Here is a 16,171-nt window from a genome sequence, read left to right on the forward strand (position 1 = left end):
TCCTACTTACAGGTCTGTCCAGCCGCCTTCTGATCCCAGGTAAGGGATGGGTACGCCAGCTTCCCCTCGGCGACGTCCGGCGGCCAGACAACCACTCTATTGCCGCTCTGCCACTGGATCACCACCATGCTGTGGGCCACGTTGAGATTTGTCTTAGGGTCGAGCTTGAACTCGCTGAAGAATGTCATAAACCTGGCGTTCTGCAGAGCGGCTAGAACCTTGTCTGAATTCACCGACGCGGCTTTCTGCACGCCGTATAGTATAGTCAAGACGCCCTCGGCGGCCCACGCGGCGTGGTAGCCAGGCTCCACCTCCTGTCCGCCCATCTGCTTAGCCACCTTCTTGAAATATGTAATAAACTCCTCCCTGGTGGGCCCAAACCACTCCACTCCCCTCTGCTTAGCCACGTCGGGGCTGTACCTCACCCCGGGCTCCCAGTGAGAGGGCCCAACTATGCACTCTGCCTTCTCACTAAGCGCCTTGTAGAAGTCGGGCACCAGGGGGGCCACAGACAGGGCGATGAGCTTGGCGTCTACCTTCTGCTCAGCTAGTTGCTGGACGGCCAGCTGGCCGTCGGCGAAGTGGGAAGCCACTAGGATTATGTCGGGGGCCGCCTGCTTAACTTTAAGAATCTGCGGCGTCAAGTCCTTCGGCGAAGACGGGTAGACCTCGTACACCTCCACCTGCAGGCCCAGCTTCTCGGCATAAGCCTTGGCGCCCTCCGCAACCTGTCTATTAAACTCGCTGTCTCTATAGAGGATAGCCACCTTCTTCACAGTGGGATCCTTCTTGGTCACCATATCAAGCACGGAAACCATGTACTGACTAGCCGGCGCCGCCACGCCCAGCACATACTTAAACCCCTGCTGGAATATGCGGTCTGAGGATGCGCCCACCACAGCCATTAAGACGCCGTACTTCTCGGCTATGGGCGACACCCCCAGTGCGAGGTCAGAGCCGTAGGGGCTCAAGAGGAAGTGCACCTTGTCCTGAGTTACCAAGGCCTCCGTGATGCTTTGAGCCAGCTCTAGTTTAGACTCGCTATCTCTATAGAGAAGCCTCACCCTCACCTTCTTACCACCACAGTCGAGCCCACCATTATCATTTATCCAATTAACCACGGCCAAGGCACCCCAGAGGGAGTACTGCCCCTCGGCGGCGTATCTGCCGGAGATAGGCATGGCCGTTCCGATAACTATCTCATCTGGACACTCACCCGCTGGCTTTGGCTGCGTAGCCGTGGGGGAGCTGGTGGTGGTCGCCGACTGCGTCTGAGTGGGAGACGGCGGCTGAGCGGTAGATGTGGTGGGGGTTGGCCCTGGGGTGGTGGGCTGGGCTGAAGGTTGCGTTGCCATCCATGCTAGCGCCCCTATCACAATCACAGCAACAGCTAAGGCTATCACCCAGAGAGTTTTAGAACCGGCCATAGCGTAGTGACTTTAGGACTATATAAGTTTTTATATTACATGATATATAATTATAGATTTACTTAAAGAATTGTCTCTACAAATATTTTATAGACTTTCATTAAGTCTTCGTTTTAAATAACTAATTGAATTCTTAATATAGTTTTCCTGTGACGTATTTCTCTGTTAATTCATGCTTGGGGTTTGTAAACACCTCCTTCGTGGGTCCGGTCTCCACGATGCGCCCCTTGTAGAGAAACGCCACGTAGTCGCTTATCCTAGCCGCCTGCCCCGGGAAGTGCGTCACGAGGATAATGGTCACGTCCTTCTTTAAGTTGAGAAACAGCTCCTCAAGCTTTGCCGTGTTCTCGGGGTCGAGATTAGCCGTGGGCTCGTCGGCTAGCAGAACCTCCGGCTCGAAAGCCAAGGCGCGGGCGACGCAGAGCCTCTGTTGCTGACCCCCCGACAGCTTGCCCGCCGGGGAATTAAGCCTGTCCTTAACCTCCTCCCAGAGCAAGGCCTTTTCAAGAGCGGCCTTAACCCGGTTATAAAGCTCTCTCCTGCCATTCACCAACCTGTTTAGCTTAAGTCCCAACGCCACGTTTTCAAAAATTGAGAGGTTGGGTATCGGGTTTGGAATTTGAAAAATCATCTGCACCTTCCTCCTAAGCTCTATAACGTCCATCTTAAAGATATCGCGCCCGTCGAGGTAAACCTCACCTTTGACCACCGCCTCTGGATACAGCTCGATAAGTCTATTGAAAACTCTCAATAGTGTGGATTTGCCGCTCCCCGAGGGCCCCATCAACGCCGTTATGGCTCTGTCCATAATTGAGTGGGTGATGCCGTCTAAAACCTTGTGGTTTCCAAAAGCCACGTGGAGGTCGCTTATCTCTATCTTTGGCGACATCACCTCGCCACGACGCGGGCGATTAAAAATATTGTCAATATTATCGTCAAGAGAACCGCAGCGGCCCCGTAGGCGGAGGTTATCCACACGTCATATGGAGACTGAGCCGCGTAGTAGATCCAGAGGGGTATTGCGGCTGTGGCCCCTGTAAACGGCGCGTAGTAGTAGTTTCCAAACGCCGTGAATAACAGCGGCGCGGTCTCCCCTGCGATTTTCGCAGTGCCGATCAACGCCGCTGTCAAAACAACACGGGACACCGCCTTCCTCAGGACTATGAACAAAGCGTTGAACTCCCGCCCCGCCGTGGAATACGCAGCCTCTCTCAGAGGTTGCTCTATTGAGGCGTATGCGCTACCGGTTAATAAAGCCACGTACGGAATCATTACAATCGACAGAGCCAAAGCGCCGGAATAGGCGCTGAACCCGCTCAGAGGCCCTACGAACTGGCTGACCCAGTCGCCTAGAGCCGCCGTCAGCCAGCCGCTAAGCGGCTCCAGCAAGTATCTATTCAAATCCTCAACAGACAGCGCCATGACGGCATATACAAACAAACCTATTGTTATAGTGGGGAACTCCACCAACACATTTACGCCAGCCCTAGACATCTTGCTGAAAAATTCCCTCCTCATCTCCCCGATATAGACCCCCAGGGGGAAGCCGATGATAAAGCCAAGTATAGAGCCGAGGAGCGTCATGTACAGCGTGCCCACAAGCATGGGGCCGATGCCGCCTTTCTCGTCGTATGGCGTCGGGGCTATCCCAGTCAAAAACTCCCAAGGCCCGCCGAGCGCGAAAATCGCCGGCACGCCTTTTGTATAGACGTCGTAAATTATGAAGAACAGCGGAGCCACGGCCAGCACGGCAAGCGCCGTCAGCACCGCCAAGCCAATTATGTTAAAAACTTTACGGGCCATCATGTCTGCCCCCTCGTCAGCAGGTATATAGCCACGCCGTTTATAGCCAGACCCATAATTGCTAGAACGAGGGCCGCGGCGAAGAGCGCCGGTATCATATACTGATAGGCGGCTGCGTTTGGAAATTGCAACGCTACCAGCGACGATATTGTTATCCCACTGTCAAATACATTTAATGTGAGGCGGGAGAAATTCCCGCCCACAACCATCGCCACGGCGACGGTCTCCCCCATAGCCCTGCCCAGGGCTAGGAAGAGGCCGCCGAAGATATACTGCTTAATGTACCTAAGCTTTACCAGCACCGCCTCGAATTTAGTAGCTCCAACTGCGTATATAGCCTCCTCCACCGGCTTGGGAACCGTTGCGTAGCCCTCCCTCATAACTGCTGCCATGTACGGCGTGATCATAACCGCCAACAGAACAGAGGCTGTGAACAACGAATTAGACGACGGCATTACCACTCCACCCACAAGTAGATGCGATACGCCGTTGACAACATCCTTCAACAAGGGCCCCAGGACAAACAGCCCCCACAATCCATATATTACAGTCGGCATAGCCGCCGTGAGATCTACTAAAGAGGCAAATACGTTGCGGAACCCTCTGGGGAACACCTCATTTATAGCTACGGTGATCCCTACAGCGAGAGGGAAAGCCATCGCCACCGCAATGGCAGATGTCATGAGAGTCCCCACAACAGCTGGCAACACCCCGTAGCTCTCTCTAACGGGATCCCAATCAGCCTTTAAAAATATGGCAAATCCCTCTCTAGCCAATATAGGGCCCGCCTCGTAAATGAACAAGATAACTAAACCAGCGATTAAGACCAGCGAAACGGCCCCAACCAGCCTTAGGCCCCACCTAACTCTGAGGAACAGCAGGACAAGAACAGAAATAAAGTAGACAAGCGCAGACAAGAACAATACGAGGCCTAGCATAGAGAGGAAAAAATACAGTTTTTAAGGCTTCACCAATTTCAAAGCGTCGAGTCCTATCTGCGCCACCTCCCTAGGAAGCGGTATGAAGCCCTCGACAATATACTCAGGCTTCTGCCCCTCCGTCAGCACCCATTCAAAAAACCGCTTGAGGAGAGCCGCCTTTGTGGCGGCGTCTCCGTAGCCCTCAGCGGCGTAGTCCTTCCATAGGAATACATACGTAAAGGCCAGGATGGGGTACCCCCTCGGCGGGTTTGTGAATTCTATAGAGACGGGATTCCAATCGGCGTCGGGCTTCGGCTTAGCGCCGTATTTCTGTGTGTACCTCTCCAAGCCCGCCTTCGCCCCTTCCCCCACCGACTCGGCAGTGGGGAAGTAGAATTTGCCATCATTGTCATTTTTTAGATAAGCGACGCCGCCAACTTTGTCGTACTTATCCCTGTTCTTATACCAATAGGCGAATTCCACATACCCAATGGAGTAGGCATTCTGCAACACAGCCTGGGCCACGCCTTCGTTGCCCTTAGCCCCGCTACCTTGTGCCTTCTCGTCTGCAGGCCACTTAACTGTATAGCCCCAGCCAACGGTCTCGTTCCACGGCTTGTAGGCCAGTGATAAGTACAGCGTGAAAGCTGCCGTGGTGCCGGAGCCGTCGCTTCTGTGCACCGCAATTATGTCCCTACAAGGCAGTTTGTCGGCGAGGCCTGGGTTAACTGCCTTTATCCGGGGGTCGCACCACTGCTTAATCTCGCCCATGTAGATAAGCGAGATAAGCTCGGAGGTGAGGTTGAGGTACTTACCCGTCTTCACGTACGCAATCTCAGGAATGTTATACACTAGCACTATCGACCCGATCACCACTGGGAATTGAACGAAACGGCCGGCGACCTGCTCGTATCTATCCCTAGGCATGGGCACGTCGGAGGCGCCGAAATCCAGCTTCTTTTCTAAAAACTGCGCCGCGCCAGCACCTGACCCAATCGACTGATAGTTCACCGTAATGGCTCCCCCAGTCGCTTCGTAGAATTTCTTAGACCACATCACCATCTGAGGATTCACAAACGTGGAGCCGCCCCCAGTCACAGCCCCACGTAGGGCGGGTGTGGTAGTTTGTTGCGGCGTCGCGGTTGGCGTCGAAGGTTGAGCCGGAGTCGTTGTTGGATACGTCTGTGCCGGAGGCTGGGCCGTCGGAGTGGTAGCTGGTGGCCCAGGTTGCTGTGCTGGTGGTTGTGTTGCAGAAGTTGTTGCAAGTAGTACCGCGGCGACTACGGCGACCACGGCCACTGTTATTACTGCGATCGTTTTTAGGTTTAATGCAACCATGGGCGGATGTTTGTCCCCTGCTAAAAGAGTTTTTCATATGTCTATTATGTGTGTTACTAATCGGACGAGTTGTGTTTATCGCTGTGTTTTCATATGAGCTACTCATATTTTTAAACGGTTCATAATTGCTATGGAAGTTAGATCTCTTATAAAGCTCAGAGGCTCCTACCTTATCTATCTACCCAAGAAGGTGGTTGCTAGCTACTACTCAGACAAAGCAGTGATATACTGGGAGGGGGATTTTATAGGAGTTAGGCAAGTGGAGCCCCGCCGGGCTGAGACCAGCCACGCAAGCGTCCTAACCGTCGTGGCGGGCTTCGCCGCAGGTCTGGACGAGCTCGTGGTTCCCCAAAGTAGGGAGGTTGAAAAAGCTCTGGAAAAGGTATATGCAAAAATCGAATACGAAGGCGAAGTCGTGAAAATCCGCTACGAGGACCGGTACGTAAACAAAAACGACGTGATTCGCCGGATGTTGCAAACACTTCTCTACCTACTCGAGGGCTTGGCAGAAGGCACGGCGGGGAGAAAGACAGTAGAAGCCGCCGACGGCGAGACCGACGTCCTGAGGCTTATTATCAACAGGCTCTGCGCCAAGTGGCCCACGCCGAGTTGCGCCTTCTACATCCAGCTGGCTAGGTACTACGAACGGGCGGTTGACCACATAAGAGAGCTCTACCTAAGCGAAAGCCAGCCGGAGATGTGGGCAACCTTGCTAGAGGCGGCCAGGGAGCTGGCGGAGATCCACGAGCGGCGCACGGTGGACCACATCGTCAAATTCCTCACCACAGTGGCATCGAGGAGATTCCACGTCATGCAGAAGGCCAAGTCTGAAATCGCCATGCTACACGCGGTGAGGGTCATCGACTACATGGAGAACTCAGCCGAGGTGTACTTAGACATGGCCATATACGACCTCGCAAGTAAAAAGCCCACACTCGGCGAAGCCGAGGCTCGTATCAAACAGCAGAGGTAAGACAGTAGTATACACCTACACCCTCAGTAGCCGGCGTCAGCCCAGAAGGGCTGCTGCGAGCTCCTCCAAATCCCTCACCACCAGGTAGGGAGCCGCGTCCAGCTCCTCGGGCGGCAGGCCGTGTCGATTTACATAGACCGCCTTGAGCCCCGCGTTGGCGGCCCCCGCGGCGTCCCAGGGGTTGGAGGAGACGAGGGCGACCTCCCACAGCTGAACCCCGAGCCTCGCCACGAGGCCGTACACCCGCGGGCTCGGCTTAAAGACGCCGGCCTCCTCAGCTGAGAAAATCGCGGCGAAGTGGTGGCGGACCCCTGCGCCTCTCAGCAACTCGTCCACCATATCCACGTCGCCGTTCGTCAAGGCCACCACTGTATAGCGAGAAGCGAGCCCGGGCAGGGCCCTCGGCACGTCCGGGTAGGGCCTGAGTCTAAGCCACGCCTCGAGTAGCCTCCGCATCTCCGCCTCCCCCAGCCCAAGCCCCAGCCTCCTACTGACGTACCTAAGCGCCCTCTCAGTCACCACCCGAAACCTCTCATACCTACCCATCATAGAGAGCAGAAGTGCGTACTCCAGCTGCTTCGACCGCCACATAGCCACAAACCCCGCAGGATCCGGCGCGACGCCCCTCGCCGCCTCCACAAGAGACCCAAGGTCAAACAACGTGCCGTACACGTCGAAAGCCAAGACCCTCACCGACCTAAGCTCCACAGCCCCCACACCCCCACCCGCCACCTAGCTTAAATAACTTCCACGCCGCGGGTAGCCCCCTGTCTTCAACCTATTTATACATCAACAGATGGGTAGCCATGTGGCTACTCGTCCTAGCCCTCGCGGCGTCGGCGTGGGGTGGGTGGATCTCGGCGTCTGTGCCCGGCGAGGCCGTGAGCATATGCTCAACAGATACCCACCTATACGTCGTTGGCTACGCATACGACGTACAGACGTGGCGCCTCGTGACCCGCATCGAAGTCCGCGACAAAGCCAGCGGACAGCTGGTGAAAACCTACACCGAGCCGGGGGACCTCATCAACAGTTGCGTGGCGATAGGGGGAAGGCTGTACCTTGGCAGGTTGTTCCAAATCTCCGTATACGACCCGGAGCCCCGGCGCGTCGACGAAATCGAGCCGTCAGAAGGCGCCAACCCGCCGAGGGGGCCTGGACATCCATTGCTACAGATTACCAGACTCGCAACCGACGGAAGCCACATCTACGTGATCGGCGTAGTTGTCGAACACGGCCAGGGCCCCCTACAGTCGTTTATACATAAGCGGAGCCTAAACCTTACGCTTCTGGGGGAGCGCTACTTCAACTTGACGCTGAGCGGCGTAGGCGTAAACCCGGTCACGGGCCACGTCTGGGCGGTGGGAAGCGCGGCAGAGGGGAACAGGTCTGTGTGGATCGTGTTAATCCTAGACCAGAACCTCAACACCGTGAGGGAGGCGAGACCTGGAGAAGAGGGGTGGCCCTACGGCGTCGTCTTCGACGACGAGGGAAACGCATACGTCTACGGCCCAGGCGGCGTCGTGAAGATGTCCAAAGACGGAGATGTGGTGTCCAGAGCCGAGGGGCACTACCAGCGCGTCTTGTACAGCGGCGGCAGGCTCTACCTAACCCGGTGCAACCAATTAGCCGTATACGACAAAAACCTAAAGCCCCTCTACACTCTGGAGACGCCGCTGGACACGGTCAACAGCCTCGCCGTGGAGGAAGGCCGCATCTACGTAGCGGGGCAAAAAGCTGGGAAATACACAACCGCCGCGCTGGAAAGCGGCGGCGCCCCCGAGCCAACACTACTACTCACAGCCCTGGCCGCCGCCTCCATAGCAACCGCGCTGATCCTCAAGAGACTCCGAAAACACTAAACGGAGAACAGCTACACACGGCCCCCCAGAGCCCACCAAACCCGAATCTACACGTAGAGGCCATCTTTTTGCCGGGGTCAATACTTTGCGTCTTAGACAAGGGACATTAGAGTTAACCGGCGTAACTGGTCGGCCCGCCGGGATTCGAACCTTATCCCGAACCCCCTGCGGGGGCTCGACGGGACCGCCCGTTACAGGCGCCTGGGGGCTTTTCCCATATGTACCCCCAGGGGCTGTCTACAGCCGGGCGCTCTGGACCGCTGAGCTACGGGCCGCTGGGATGAAATGTATTGGGAGTTTTAAAAATTTTTCCGCGACGCGTTGCGGAGGCGTCTCTATATTGCGCTCTATCTGTGGGGTGGTGACGGGCTTTATCTTGTGTCCCCCGCCGCTCTACTTCTCTGGTGAAGAATGCCAACGCAATCGCGGCTAAGGTGTATAGGGTCACCACCGCTAGAGGTTAGTATACGGGCGGGGCTGGGGCACCTAGGACTTTTCCGCGTATGTAGCAAGCGGTAGCACATATGAGGATTGCCTGGGGGTAGTGTGAGAGGCTTACTCGATCTCGAGGCCGTGGTGCGCCACTACCTCCCTAATCTACAGCAAGTGTGTCAAACGCCACTGCGCAGAACGAGACGCCTCGGACCACCCCAATTCGCCAGACACAAGTTTCAGTGTCGGCAAAAACTTTTAAACACCGTAATTCAGCGTAGACGGGGGCCCGTAGCTCAGCCTGGATAGAGCGGCGGCCTTCTAAGCTCGCCGAAGAGAGCCGTAGGTCGTGGGTTCAAATCCCATCGGGCCCGCCAGTATTCTCATGTGTATTTGGGGGTGGTGTGCTTGCTGTGTCTGTTCGTCGACACGGCGAGTACTGTGTGAGTTTCTCGACATATGGAAAAAAGATCTACGAGACACAGCGCCTGTGGGCGTAGCTTAAATGGATAACCAAGTCAAATGGCGCTATGTCAAGACTCCTCTGGCCTCTGCAGTAAAGCGTGTTAATTTCTACGTCTGAGTACTCGACAGCACCGGGGCTGAGTATCGAACCTATGACTACTGGGAATCCGAGAGGATCTCCCAGCGCATATGCCGCGGCGTCTGTGGTAGATGCAAGGCGGGAATCCCACATGCCACTTGCGAGGCGCTTTCTGGGGGTGTGCCGGCGGTGCCGCCTCTGCCGCCGTCATGACAAGGGATTACGAAGCTGTTTGCGCTGTGAAAAACAGCGCCGTCCTTCTGTTTAGAGGCGGGGGCTTGGCGTGTTCACCGCAGTAAAACTTAAAGAAGGTGGACTCTAGCCTACACGTGTCTGTGTTTGCCGCTGTGGCGTTGCTGGCTGTCGCTGGGGCTGGGCCTGGTCCTCTAAGCGGCGTTGATGTGTCTAGGGAGGCTGTTAACTACGCTGGTAGCCACACGACGCCTCGAGGTAAGGCAGCGACTGTATCTCGCCACGGCGTGCTGAAGACTACGGAGCCGCCGACGTCTTCACACGGCGCCACGACATGAGAATAAAAAAGTTGGTAGTCACCGCGGTTGTGGTAATTCTCTTTTTGCTTCTTGCGTTTTATCTATATCTCTCGTGGGGGTGCACCCTGGGGGTTGACGTCAAGTGTTTCGACACCACCCCCGGCGGGGGTGTGGTGTGGTCCCCGTGTAGCTACGACGGCGACGTAGAAATCGAGCCTGAAATTCCGCTCAACTGGGGGTGGCCTGGCCGGGAGGGTGGCAAATTTACATGCGTAGCTGGAGGGAGAGTTGGAAATAAGACATACGTAGTTTTTACAAGAGAGGTTGGCCTAATTATGCTAAACGACTCGCCGTTTTCTGAAAGAGATACTGTTAGGTGCTACTGCGCGAGGCACTTCTGTATAACCGTCGCCGTGCCGGCGGCGATAGGACTTGCCAGCGCCGTGTTGGTGGTTGACGTGGACAGCGGCGTGGGCTATCTGGGAATTAAGAGGGGTCTCCACGAGGTGGTGGAGAACGGCACGGAGCTATTCACGTTTCTACATTACTCACACGTGGTTTTTGGAAACGACGGCGTATATCTAGCGTTGAGAGACGTCTGGGTCGTCAAGGAGATTGCTGGTGACCACATTTCCAACTGTTTCTACGTGGTGAAGGTGCGCCTGGATAGGGAGAGGCTGAGGCTGGGGAGGCCGCTTTACAACACCACTGGGAGCTTCCTAAAGATATCCTAGGTGAGGCGTGGCGGCAGTGGGGGAGGGGTAGCAAGGGCGCCTAGTGGATTTCTCCCGCTGGACAAACGACGACGGTGACACATGCTGAGAGGGGCGAGGTGGCTGGCCCGTGTGTAGAGCGGGTGCACAGTGTTGGGTGTAGAGAACGTGGTTGAGCTGTGTGGAATTTTGTAATAATGCCGTCCCTGTGGGCTTAGATATACGCATGTCTTCGGCCCTTTTGGCGGGTGCTTGGCGCCGGCGTCAACGTCGCTGTTGTTTATGACCTCATCGGGCCTGCCATCTCCTCTAGCGCTTGATGTGTACTATCTCCACGCCGTATGGCTTGAGGTATTGGGCGTAGCGCTCCGCCTCGAGGGGCCACCTGGCCACTGCGACGATCTTGGCGCCTCTGTACTTAGCCAGCATTTTGTGGCCCACGGCCTCGGGGACTGGGGCGTAGACCACCGAGCCGTCTATATACACGCCGAATTCTCTGTCTAGTGCGCCCCCGGGGGCCCGGCCCTTCTCAGCCTCTATTATGGCTTCCCGCGCCGCCTCCCTCAAGAGGGGGTTTACGCGCCTCCCGTTGAAGACGCCGGGTAGCTCCGCCGGCTGGCCTAGCAACGCCTCCTGGGGGATTACGGGGACGTCTCTAAAGACGTCTGCTCTAAACGCGGCGTAGCCCCGGGGGTTGTGGAACAGCTTGCCCACGAAGTCTCTCAACAACTTGGAGGTCTCCTCGCTCTGCCTAAGCTCCACGGCGTTTGCCACCACGCCGAGGGCCTTCTCCAGCCAGCGGGGTGTGCACAGCATCTTCTTCTCCAGTACCGAGTCCCAGGTCTCGAAGAGTAGCCCCATTTTCCTATAGTTCTCAATATCCACTCCGAGGAGGCCGGCGAGCTCGGCCAGCTCCTCCGCCTCCTGGCACGCCGCTAGGCTGGAGAAGCTCTGCATCTCGGGGTATAGGAACTTGGCGAAGTAGGCGGCGGCTTCCCACGCCTCGGGGCTGGATTTCAACACCTCCGCGGCGAGCTCCCGGTAGGCCGCCTCGGCGAATTTCTCGTCCCCCGCCAGCCTCTCCAACACCTCCGCCAGGACCTCCCTCTCTAGGCTCCTCACCGCGTTGTCCACATAGCGCCCCACCTCCGGGGGGTCGCCTCTCCGCTCTGCCTCCGCAACGGGATCGCCCCCCTCGTAGGCCACCAGCACGTAGTAGGCCAGCCGGGGGAAGTGGAAGAGGAGGTTTCTAAGGCCGGCTGTCTTTATGCTAGGGGGTAGCATTAAGCCTCTCCAGGGCCTTTTTTACAAACGGGCAGTTATCCACCTCGACGTGACCGCATCCGGGATATGCCGGGCACCTGGCGGCGATTAAATCCAGCGCCGCACCTCTCCTCCTAACCAACAACCTAACGCCGTTCACCGGCGCGAGGTAGGGGTCGAGTATTTTGACATATGTGGGGTACGCCAGCTTCAGCACCTCTCCGGGAACACCCAAATTGCCTTCAAGGCTTTTGAAGTTGCCTTTTATGAAGGAGGCTACGTACATGGCGGCGCCCCACGCCGGGCAGATGTAGGCCTGGGTGATGTCGAATTCTAGCCTCTTGAGAGCCGCGCCGACCAGCACTAGATATGCCATGAGGTTTTCATCGCTGATCTCCTCGATGTTCCAGATCTTCTTGACGTGGCGGAGAGCGTCGAGCTCGCCGTGGTATATCAACGTTAGTGGGGCCTTTACGGTGGCGGCGCAACCCCCCTCGTCGCAGATCACCAGCCTCCGCCGGCGGAGGCTCTTCACGGCTTTATACACCGTGCTTAGCTGGTGCGGCGTCTTGACGTAGACCTCGTATGTTTTCAGCTTTCTTGGGTAGTTCTCGCTGTATATCCTCACCACGTCTCTTGAGATGTCTGTAAGATGTGGAACGAGGTCTTTCCAAAAGAACTTAAAGTGAGTATAGAGTTGGTCAAGGGATTTATACATGTGTTATCCTGAACAGTCTATTTATATATATTGTTACACCGTCCCGGTATAACGAGATATAAATACTCAGGTCCACCTCTCTACGTGTCGCTTTCTCCTCTCTACCGCTTCGTCTCCTATCTCTTAATTAGGGAGCTGGAGCCGGACGACTTGCCCAAGGTGAGGCACGTGGTGGACAACCTACCCGAGCCCTACCGGGGGGATATGCTTTCTGAACTTGACAGAGGCGACGCCTATCTAAGGCTTAGGGTTGACTTCACAAAGACTCTTCTCATGTACGTCCACCTCTACGAGTCTGTATTTGTGGATCCCAGCGGCCTTATGTGTACAGACGTGTCTGCGGAGGTGTTGAGGTACTACGCCAAATTCGGCTACGAGCCAGACCTAAGGTCGGCTAGGGTGAGGTGCGGAGACCACCTGGGGCTGGAGCTCCTGTTTGCGGCTAGCCTAATGGAGGAGGGTAGGAGGGAGGCCGCCGCAGACTTTTTCGAGAGGCATCTGGGGAGGTGGGGCCCGCTCGCCGGCTTTGCGATATACAGATCGGCGGCGACCAGCTTCTACAAATCGCTGGGGATGCTGGTGGCTGAGCTAATAGCAGAGGGGTATGAAAATCTACGCTGACTTCTCCCGTTGCGTCAGATCCTTCTGGAAGGCCAGCAGATGCTCGAAGTGCGTAGAGGCGTGTCCCGCCGGCGCTTTGTACGTCGGCGACGGCCGGGTGGAGGTGGCGGAGGATCTCTGCGTGGGGTGCGGCATATGCATAGGCGCGTGCCCCACCGGCGTCTACACGCCGGCGGAGGAGCTGGGGCCGAGAATTAGCTGTAGAGAGGGGGGTCCCTGCATACACGCGCTGAGGTTTGAGGACTATGTCAAGCTGGTGGAGAAGTACGGCGAGGTGGAGGTAGACGCTCGTTGCGACGACTGTAAGCTAAGGGACGCCGGCGGCGGCTGGAGGGCCCTAGAGGAGGCTCTGAAGGCCGGCCTCAGGGTGAAGGTGGCCAGGGGGAGGGGAGGCGATGTGAGCAGGAGGCTTCTCTTTAGGCGGGCCGCGGCTGGGGAGCCGTTAATAAAGGCCGTTAGGGGGCCGCCGAGGCGGTTTGAATACAGCAGGCCCCTCGGCGCCGAGGGCCTCCGCCCCGTGGTGGACGCGGATCGCTGCGTCTTGTGCGGGGTGTGCGCCGGCGTCTGCCCCACTGAGGCTGTGAAGGTGGATGAGGAAAGCGGCCTGGTTGCCGTAGACGGTGGGAGGTGTGTGGAGTGCGGCGTCTGTGTCGAGGCCTGCGACGTGGGGGCTCTGAGGCTGGAGAGGGGGGATATCGACGTGGAGCATTATCTTGTGGAGGTCGTGCAGTGCCCCAACTGCGGCACGGTATATGCAAAAAACCGGGGGGAGTGCCCCGTCTGCGGCTTCACCACCAAGTTGATAAAGGAGCTCTATGGCTTGTAGCTACTTTCCCAGGTCAATAGACAGGGTGGTTATCTCGGCTCTTGAGGCTAGGAGGCGTGGGGTGTTGCTGGGGGTCCGGGGGTCCGGCGTCTCTACGACTTTGAAAAGGGCGGCGTCGATCGCCGGCGTGCTTCTCGGCAGGGGGGACTGCCGGGAGTTTAGAGCGGTTGAGGTAGACATAGGCGAGGTGGCCGAGGCGGCTGGTTGCAACTGGTACGTCGCGGCCACGGGGTCGCTGGAGGAGGTGCTCAGGCTTATGGACGAGGTGGAGGCCCTGGTCATGCCGCCTCTCACCGTCGGGGAGCTGGGGGACTTCCTCGCCACGTTTAGCCAAGCCGCCGAGAGGGGGGTCCTCGAGAGGCTTCTGTACGTAACCGGGGGGTTCCCCGGCGCAGTGTGTAGAGCCTTAGAGGAGCTCAACTACCCGGGGAAAATCACCGCGGAGCACGTGGAGGGTCTCTCCCTAAAGCCGACTTGGTTTATCGAATTCGTCGAGAGGTACGGGAGAAGGTTTCTGCGAGACGCCGTGCTGGCGTACGTCACTGAAGAGGAGGCGAAGGAGCTTGGGGTGGAGCCCGCCCTCTGGCACGACCGGAGAGGCGGCAGGCTGGCGCTTAAGTTGCCGTGGCTCCAGTTTTTCGCGGTGCACCACGACCCCAAGTACGCGGTTGAGGTGCTGGAGAGGGCTGTGGAGGTCGTGAGAGATCCGGGCCGCCTCTTGTACTACTATGCCCTACTGTGGCGCCTCGGCGTAGACAGATATGTGGAGCGGTCGGCGCTGTTGGTAGACGCCATCTACAGCCTCCCGCCCCCGGCCGCCGCGGAGCTAGGCAACTACTTCCTGGAGGTGGCCCCGAGAGTGGGCAAGGACGTGGAGGCGAAGGCTATACACGCCCTCTCCCTAGCCCTGAGGGGGCTGGAGTACAGAGTGGAGGACGTGGTGTATCTCGCCCAGAGGGCGGCGCGGCTGGCGCCGAGGAGGGAGGCCTACGACGCCGTCTACAACCTAGGGGTGCTTCTGCTCTCCTCCGGGAGGCTTAGGGAGGCGGAGGCCGTGCTGGCCATCGCGGAGGACCTCCTCTTCAAGGCTGGGAGCGACGAGGAGTGGCTGAGGGCTAAGAGAATTCTACACCTCTTGATGGCGTATAGAGAGGCGCTTTTGGGCAACTGGAGAGAGGTGGTGCGCCTACTTGAGGACGAGCTCTTTACTCTAAAGTTTGTTCCAGACTACTCAAGCCTCGTGAGGCGCAACCTCGGGTGGGCCTACATAATGCTGGGGAGGTACAGCGACGCCAAGCGCATCCTCAGGAGGACATCTGGCTTCCAGAAGTGGGCTCTCCTATTCCTAAAGACTAGAAACCTCGCCAAGTTTAGAGAAAAGGCGAGAGCCGCGGGTCAAGACCTCTTGGCGGCGCTCGCTGGGGTGGCGCTTGGCCTCGACGTGGCGGAGGAGGTTGAGAAGCTAGACTTGAGGCCGGAGTTGAAAGAGCTGATTCTAGCAGTTTTGAGGCAAGACCAGCGGCGGCTGGCGGCGGTTGCGGCGAGGATTGACCCAATGGATAAGCTCTTTATCCTGTACTACGCCGTGGAGGCCTACCTCCAGGTGGCGGCTGGCGGAGACCGCAGGGAGATTGCCCAGTTCTTAACCCGCCTAAGAAGCCTCGCGGCGGAGGCGGGGATTCCGGGGGCGGCTCCTTACATAAAGCCGGATAGGAAGGCGCTAGCGAGACTTGTGGTGTTCTTCCTTTAGCTTCTGGAATTTTCTATACATGGCGAGGACCTCCTCTACCCTCCGCCTGAAGTCCCGCGCCCGTTCTAGACTCCAGCTCAGCATTTTGTACATCCCGGGGTACGTCGAAGTCAAGGCCTCCACCTCCTTCACGTGCCTCTCCACCATGGTGAGGAGTTCTTGTAGAAACTCCTCCAGCTTGTCGCCGTCAAACGCGGTTTTCAGCACTTCTTCAAAAAACCACTGCCTCTCGTTGCGGGGCACGGCGGCCACCCCCAGCTTCTCCGCAATCTCCAGGACCTGGGGGACGGAGATGAAGAAGCCGACCTTAGCCGGCGTGGCCATGGTTCTAGCCAGCTGCCGCAGAGCCACTAACACACCGTATCCACTTGACATTAATCTAATCTCCCCCTGTGTATACTTTATATCCACATTATAGCGATACATTTGATTATAAATATTGATTACACCACTTAAGTGTAAAAGGGATTTAAGACAAGGCGTACATCTC

The 16,171-nt window shown here is 57.2% G+C and carries 18 protein-coding genes and 2 tRNA genes; 8 read left to right on the plus strand and 12 right to left on the minus strand.

The features are described 5' to 3' along the window. Positions 1 to 2 precede the first annotated feature (2 nt). The 6 genes from P186_RS12640 to pstS form a co-directional block, all read right to left on the minus strand. A complete protein-coding gene (locus tag P186_RS12640; RefSeq protein ID WP_257719885.1) occupies positions 3 to 1,199 on the minus strand; it encodes an amino acid ABC transporter substrate-binding protein in 1,197 nt (398 codons plus the stop codon). 13 nt (positions 1,200 to 1,212) lie between these two features. After that, on the minus strand, positions 1,213 to 1,359 hold the full coding sequence (locus tag P186_RS14420; protein WP_014289908.1) for a hypothetical protein: 147 nt from the start codon (positions 1,357 to 1,359) through the stop codon (positions 1,213 to 1,215). Between the two features lie 201 nt (positions 1,360 to 1,560). After that, entirely contained in the window at positions 1,561 to 2,316 is a 756-nt protein-coding gene (locus P186_RS12645) for an ATP-binding cassette domain-containing protein (RefSeq protein WP_014289909.1), read from the minus strand. After that, on the minus strand, positions 2,316 to 3,233 hold the full coding sequence (locus tag P186_RS12650) for a PstA family ABC transporter permease (protein ID WP_014289910.1): 918 nt from the start codon (positions 3,231 to 3,233) through the stop codon (positions 2,316 to 2,318). Before P186_RS12650 ends, P186_RS12645 begins: the two co-directional genes overlap by 1 nt. Further along, on the minus strand, positions 3,230 to 4,168 hold the full coding sequence (gene pstC / locus P186_RS12655) for a phosphate ABC transporter permease subunit PstC (protein WP_014289911.1): 939 nt from the start codon (positions 4,166 to 4,168) through the stop codon (positions 3,230 to 3,232). The genes P186_RS12650 and pstC overlap by 4 nt, the downstream gene beginning before the upstream one ends. Before the next feature lie 21 nt (positions 4,169 to 4,189). Continuing rightward, a complete protein-coding gene (gene pstS, locus P186_RS12660; RefSeq protein WP_014289912.1) occupies positions 4,190 to 5,488 on the minus strand; it encodes a phosphate ABC transporter substrate-binding protein PstS in 1,299 nt (432 codons plus the stop codon). Between the two features lie 130 nt (positions 5,489 to 5,618). Between pstS and P186_RS12665 the strand changes: the two genes are divergently transcribed. After that, positions 5,619 to 6,461: a hypothetical protein gene (locus tag P186_RS12665; RefSeq protein ID WP_014289913.1), complete on the plus strand. Its 843-nt coding sequence runs from the start codon at positions 5,619 to 5,621 to the stop codon at positions 6,459 to 6,461. 36 nt (positions 6,462 to 6,497) lie between these two features. On the opposite strand, the gene P186_RS12670 is transcribed toward P186_RS12665, so the two are convergent. Further along, entirely contained in the window at positions 6,498 to 7,178 is a 681-nt protein-coding gene (locus P186_RS12670) for a haloacid dehalogenase type II (RefSeq protein ID WP_148683074.1), read from the minus strand. An 89-nt stretch (positions 7,179 to 7,267) separates the two neighbouring features. Between P186_RS12670 and P186_RS12675 the strand changes: the two genes are divergently transcribed. Further along, positions 7,268 to 8,323, plus strand: coding sequence for an NHL repeat-containing protein (locus P186_RS12675; protein ID WP_014289915.1), 1,056 nt, complete (start codon positions 7,268 to 7,270; stop codon positions 8,321 to 8,323). 126 nt (positions 8,324 to 8,449) lie between these two features. Here P186_RS12675 and P186_RS12680 read toward each other — a convergent pair. Further along, positions 8,450 to 8,598, minus strand: a tRNA-Tyr gene (locus tag P186_RS12680). A gap of 442 nt (positions 8,599 to 9,040) precedes the next feature. Between P186_RS12680 and P186_RS12685 the strand changes: the two genes are divergently transcribed. Beyond that, positions 9,041 to 9,132 (plus strand) — tRNA-Arg (locus tag P186_RS12685). Positions 9,133 to 9,227: 95 nt separating this feature from the next. Here P186_RS12685 and P186_RS13930 read toward each other — a convergent pair. Next, positions 9,228 to 9,452, minus strand: a complete 225-nt coding sequence (locus P186_RS13930) for a hypothetical protein (RefSeq protein WP_014289916.1) — start codon at positions 9,450 to 9,452, stop codon at positions 9,228 to 9,230. A gap of 176 nt (positions 9,453 to 9,628) precedes the next feature. Here P186_RS13930 and P186_RS12695 point away from each other — a divergent pair, with 176 nt between their 5' ends. Together P186_RS12695 and P186_RS14115 are read left to right on the plus strand one after the other, a co-directional pair. Then, positions 9,629 to 9,829, plus strand: coding sequence for a hypothetical protein (locus P186_RS12695; RefSeq protein ID WP_014289917.1), 201 nt, complete (start codon positions 9,629 to 9,631; stop codon positions 9,827 to 9,829). A 29-nt stretch (positions 9,830 to 9,858) separates the two neighbouring features. Continuing rightward, complete coding sequence (locus P186_RS14115; RefSeq protein ID WP_237179418.1) at positions 9,859 to 10,524, plus strand: hypothetical protein; 666 nt, start codon at positions 9,859 to 9,861, stop codon at positions 10,522 to 10,524. Between the two features lie 288 nt (positions 10,525 to 10,812). Here P186_RS14115 and P186_RS12705 read toward each other — a convergent pair whose 3' ends face one another. Together P186_RS12705 and P186_RS12710 are read right to left on the minus strand one after the other, a co-directional pair. Then, positions 10,813 to 11,787, minus strand: a complete 975-nt coding sequence (locus P186_RS12705; protein ID WP_014289919.1) for a hypothetical protein — start codon at positions 11,785 to 11,787, stop codon at positions 10,813 to 10,815. Beyond that, positions 11,774 to 12,484 (minus strand): hypothetical protein, encoded by a 711-nt coding sequence (locus P186_RS12710; protein ID WP_014289920.1) that lies wholly within the window; start codon positions 12,482 to 12,484, stop codon positions 11,774 to 11,776. The genes P186_RS12705 and P186_RS12710 overlap by 14 nt, the downstream gene beginning before the upstream one ends. Before the next feature lie 84 nt (positions 12,485 to 12,568). On the opposite strand from P186_RS12710, the gene P186_RS12715 reads away from it, so the two are divergent. From P186_RS12715 to P186_RS12725, 3 genes are read left to right on the plus strand one after another with little or no spacing between them, the layout of a single operon-like run. Then, a complete protein-coding gene (locus P186_RS12715; protein ID WP_014289921.1) occupies positions 12,569 to 13,105 on the plus strand; it encodes a TorD/DmsD family molecular chaperone in 537 nt (178 codons plus the stop codon). Beyond that, a complete protein-coding gene (locus P186_RS12720) occupies positions 13,089 to 13,931 on the plus strand; it encodes a 4Fe-4S binding protein (protein ID WP_148683075.1) in 843 nt (280 codons plus the stop codon). Before P186_RS12715 ends, P186_RS12720 begins: the two co-directional genes overlap by 17 nt. Further along, on the plus strand, positions 13,921 to 15,681 hold the full coding sequence (locus tag P186_RS12725) for a tetratricopeptide repeat protein (RefSeq protein ID WP_014289923.1): 1,761 nt from the start codon (positions 13,921 to 13,923) through the stop codon (positions 15,679 to 15,681). The genes P186_RS12720 and P186_RS12725 overlap by 11 nt, the downstream gene beginning before the upstream one ends. On the opposite strand, the gene P186_RS12730 is transcribed toward P186_RS12725, so the two are convergent. Then, positions 15,652 to 16,092, minus strand: coding sequence for a hypothetical protein (locus tag P186_RS12730; protein ID WP_237179419.1), 441 nt, complete (start codon positions 16,090 to 16,092; stop codon positions 15,652 to 15,654). The genes P186_RS12725 and P186_RS12730 overlap by 30 nt on opposite strands. Positions 16,093 to 16,171 lie beyond the last annotated feature (79 nt).

The sequence above is a fragment of the Pyrobaculum ferrireducens genome, from assembly GCF_000234805.1.
Taxonomy (GTDB): Archaea; Thermoproteota; Thermoprotei; order Thermoproteales; family Thermoproteaceae; genus Pyrobaculum; species Pyrobaculum ferrireducens.

Excerpts from the sequence above, each read along its gene's own strand:
- P186_RS14420 (WP_014289908.1), bottom strand. The coding sequence starts at position 1,359 with ATGGATGGCAACGCAACCTTCAGCCCAGCCCACCACCCCAGGGCCAAC.
- P186_RS12645 (WP_014289909.1), bottom strand. The coding sequence starts at position 2,316 with ATGTCGCCAAAGATAGAGATAAGCGACCTCCACGTGGCTTTTGGAAAC.
- P186_RS12650 (WP_014289910.1), bottom strand. The coding sequence starts at position 3,233 with ATGATGGCCCGTAAAGTTTTTAACATAATTGGCTTGGCGGTGCTGACG.
- pstC (WP_014289911.1), bottom strand. The coding sequence starts at position 4,168 with ATGCTAGGCCTCGTATTGTTCTTGTCTGCGCTTGTCTACTTTATTTCT.
- pstS (WP_014289912.1), bottom strand. The coding sequence starts at position 5,488 with ATGGTTGCATTAAACCTAAAAACGATCGCAGTAATAACAGTGGCCGTG.
- P186_RS12665 (WP_014289913.1), top strand. The coding sequence starts at position 5,619 with ATGGAAGTTAGATCTCTTATAAAGCTCAGAGGCTCCTACCTTATCTAT.
- P186_RS12675 (WP_014289915.1), top strand. The coding sequence starts at position 7,268 with ATGTGGCTACTCGTCCTAGCCCTCGCGGCGTCGGCGTGGGGTGGGTGG.
- P186_RS13930 (WP_014289916.1), bottom strand. The coding sequence starts at position 9,452 with ATGTGGGATTCCCGCCTTGCATCTACCACAGACGCCGCGGCATATGCG.
- P186_RS12705 (WP_014289919.1), bottom strand. The coding sequence starts at position 11,787 with ATGCTACCCCCTAGCATAAAGACAGCCGGCCTTAGAAACCTCCTCTTC.
- P186_RS12710 (WP_014289920.1), bottom strand. The coding sequence starts at position 12,484 with ATGTATAAATCCCTTGACCAACTCTATACTCACTTTAAGTTCTTTTGG.
- P186_RS12720 (WP_148683075.1), top strand. The coding sequence starts at position 13,089 with ATGAAAATCTACGCTGACTTCTCCCGTTGCGTCAGATCCTTCTGGAAG.
- P186_RS12725 (WP_014289923.1), top strand. The coding sequence starts at position 13,921 with ATGGCTTGTAGCTACTTTCCCAGGTCAATAGACAGGGTGGTTATCTCG.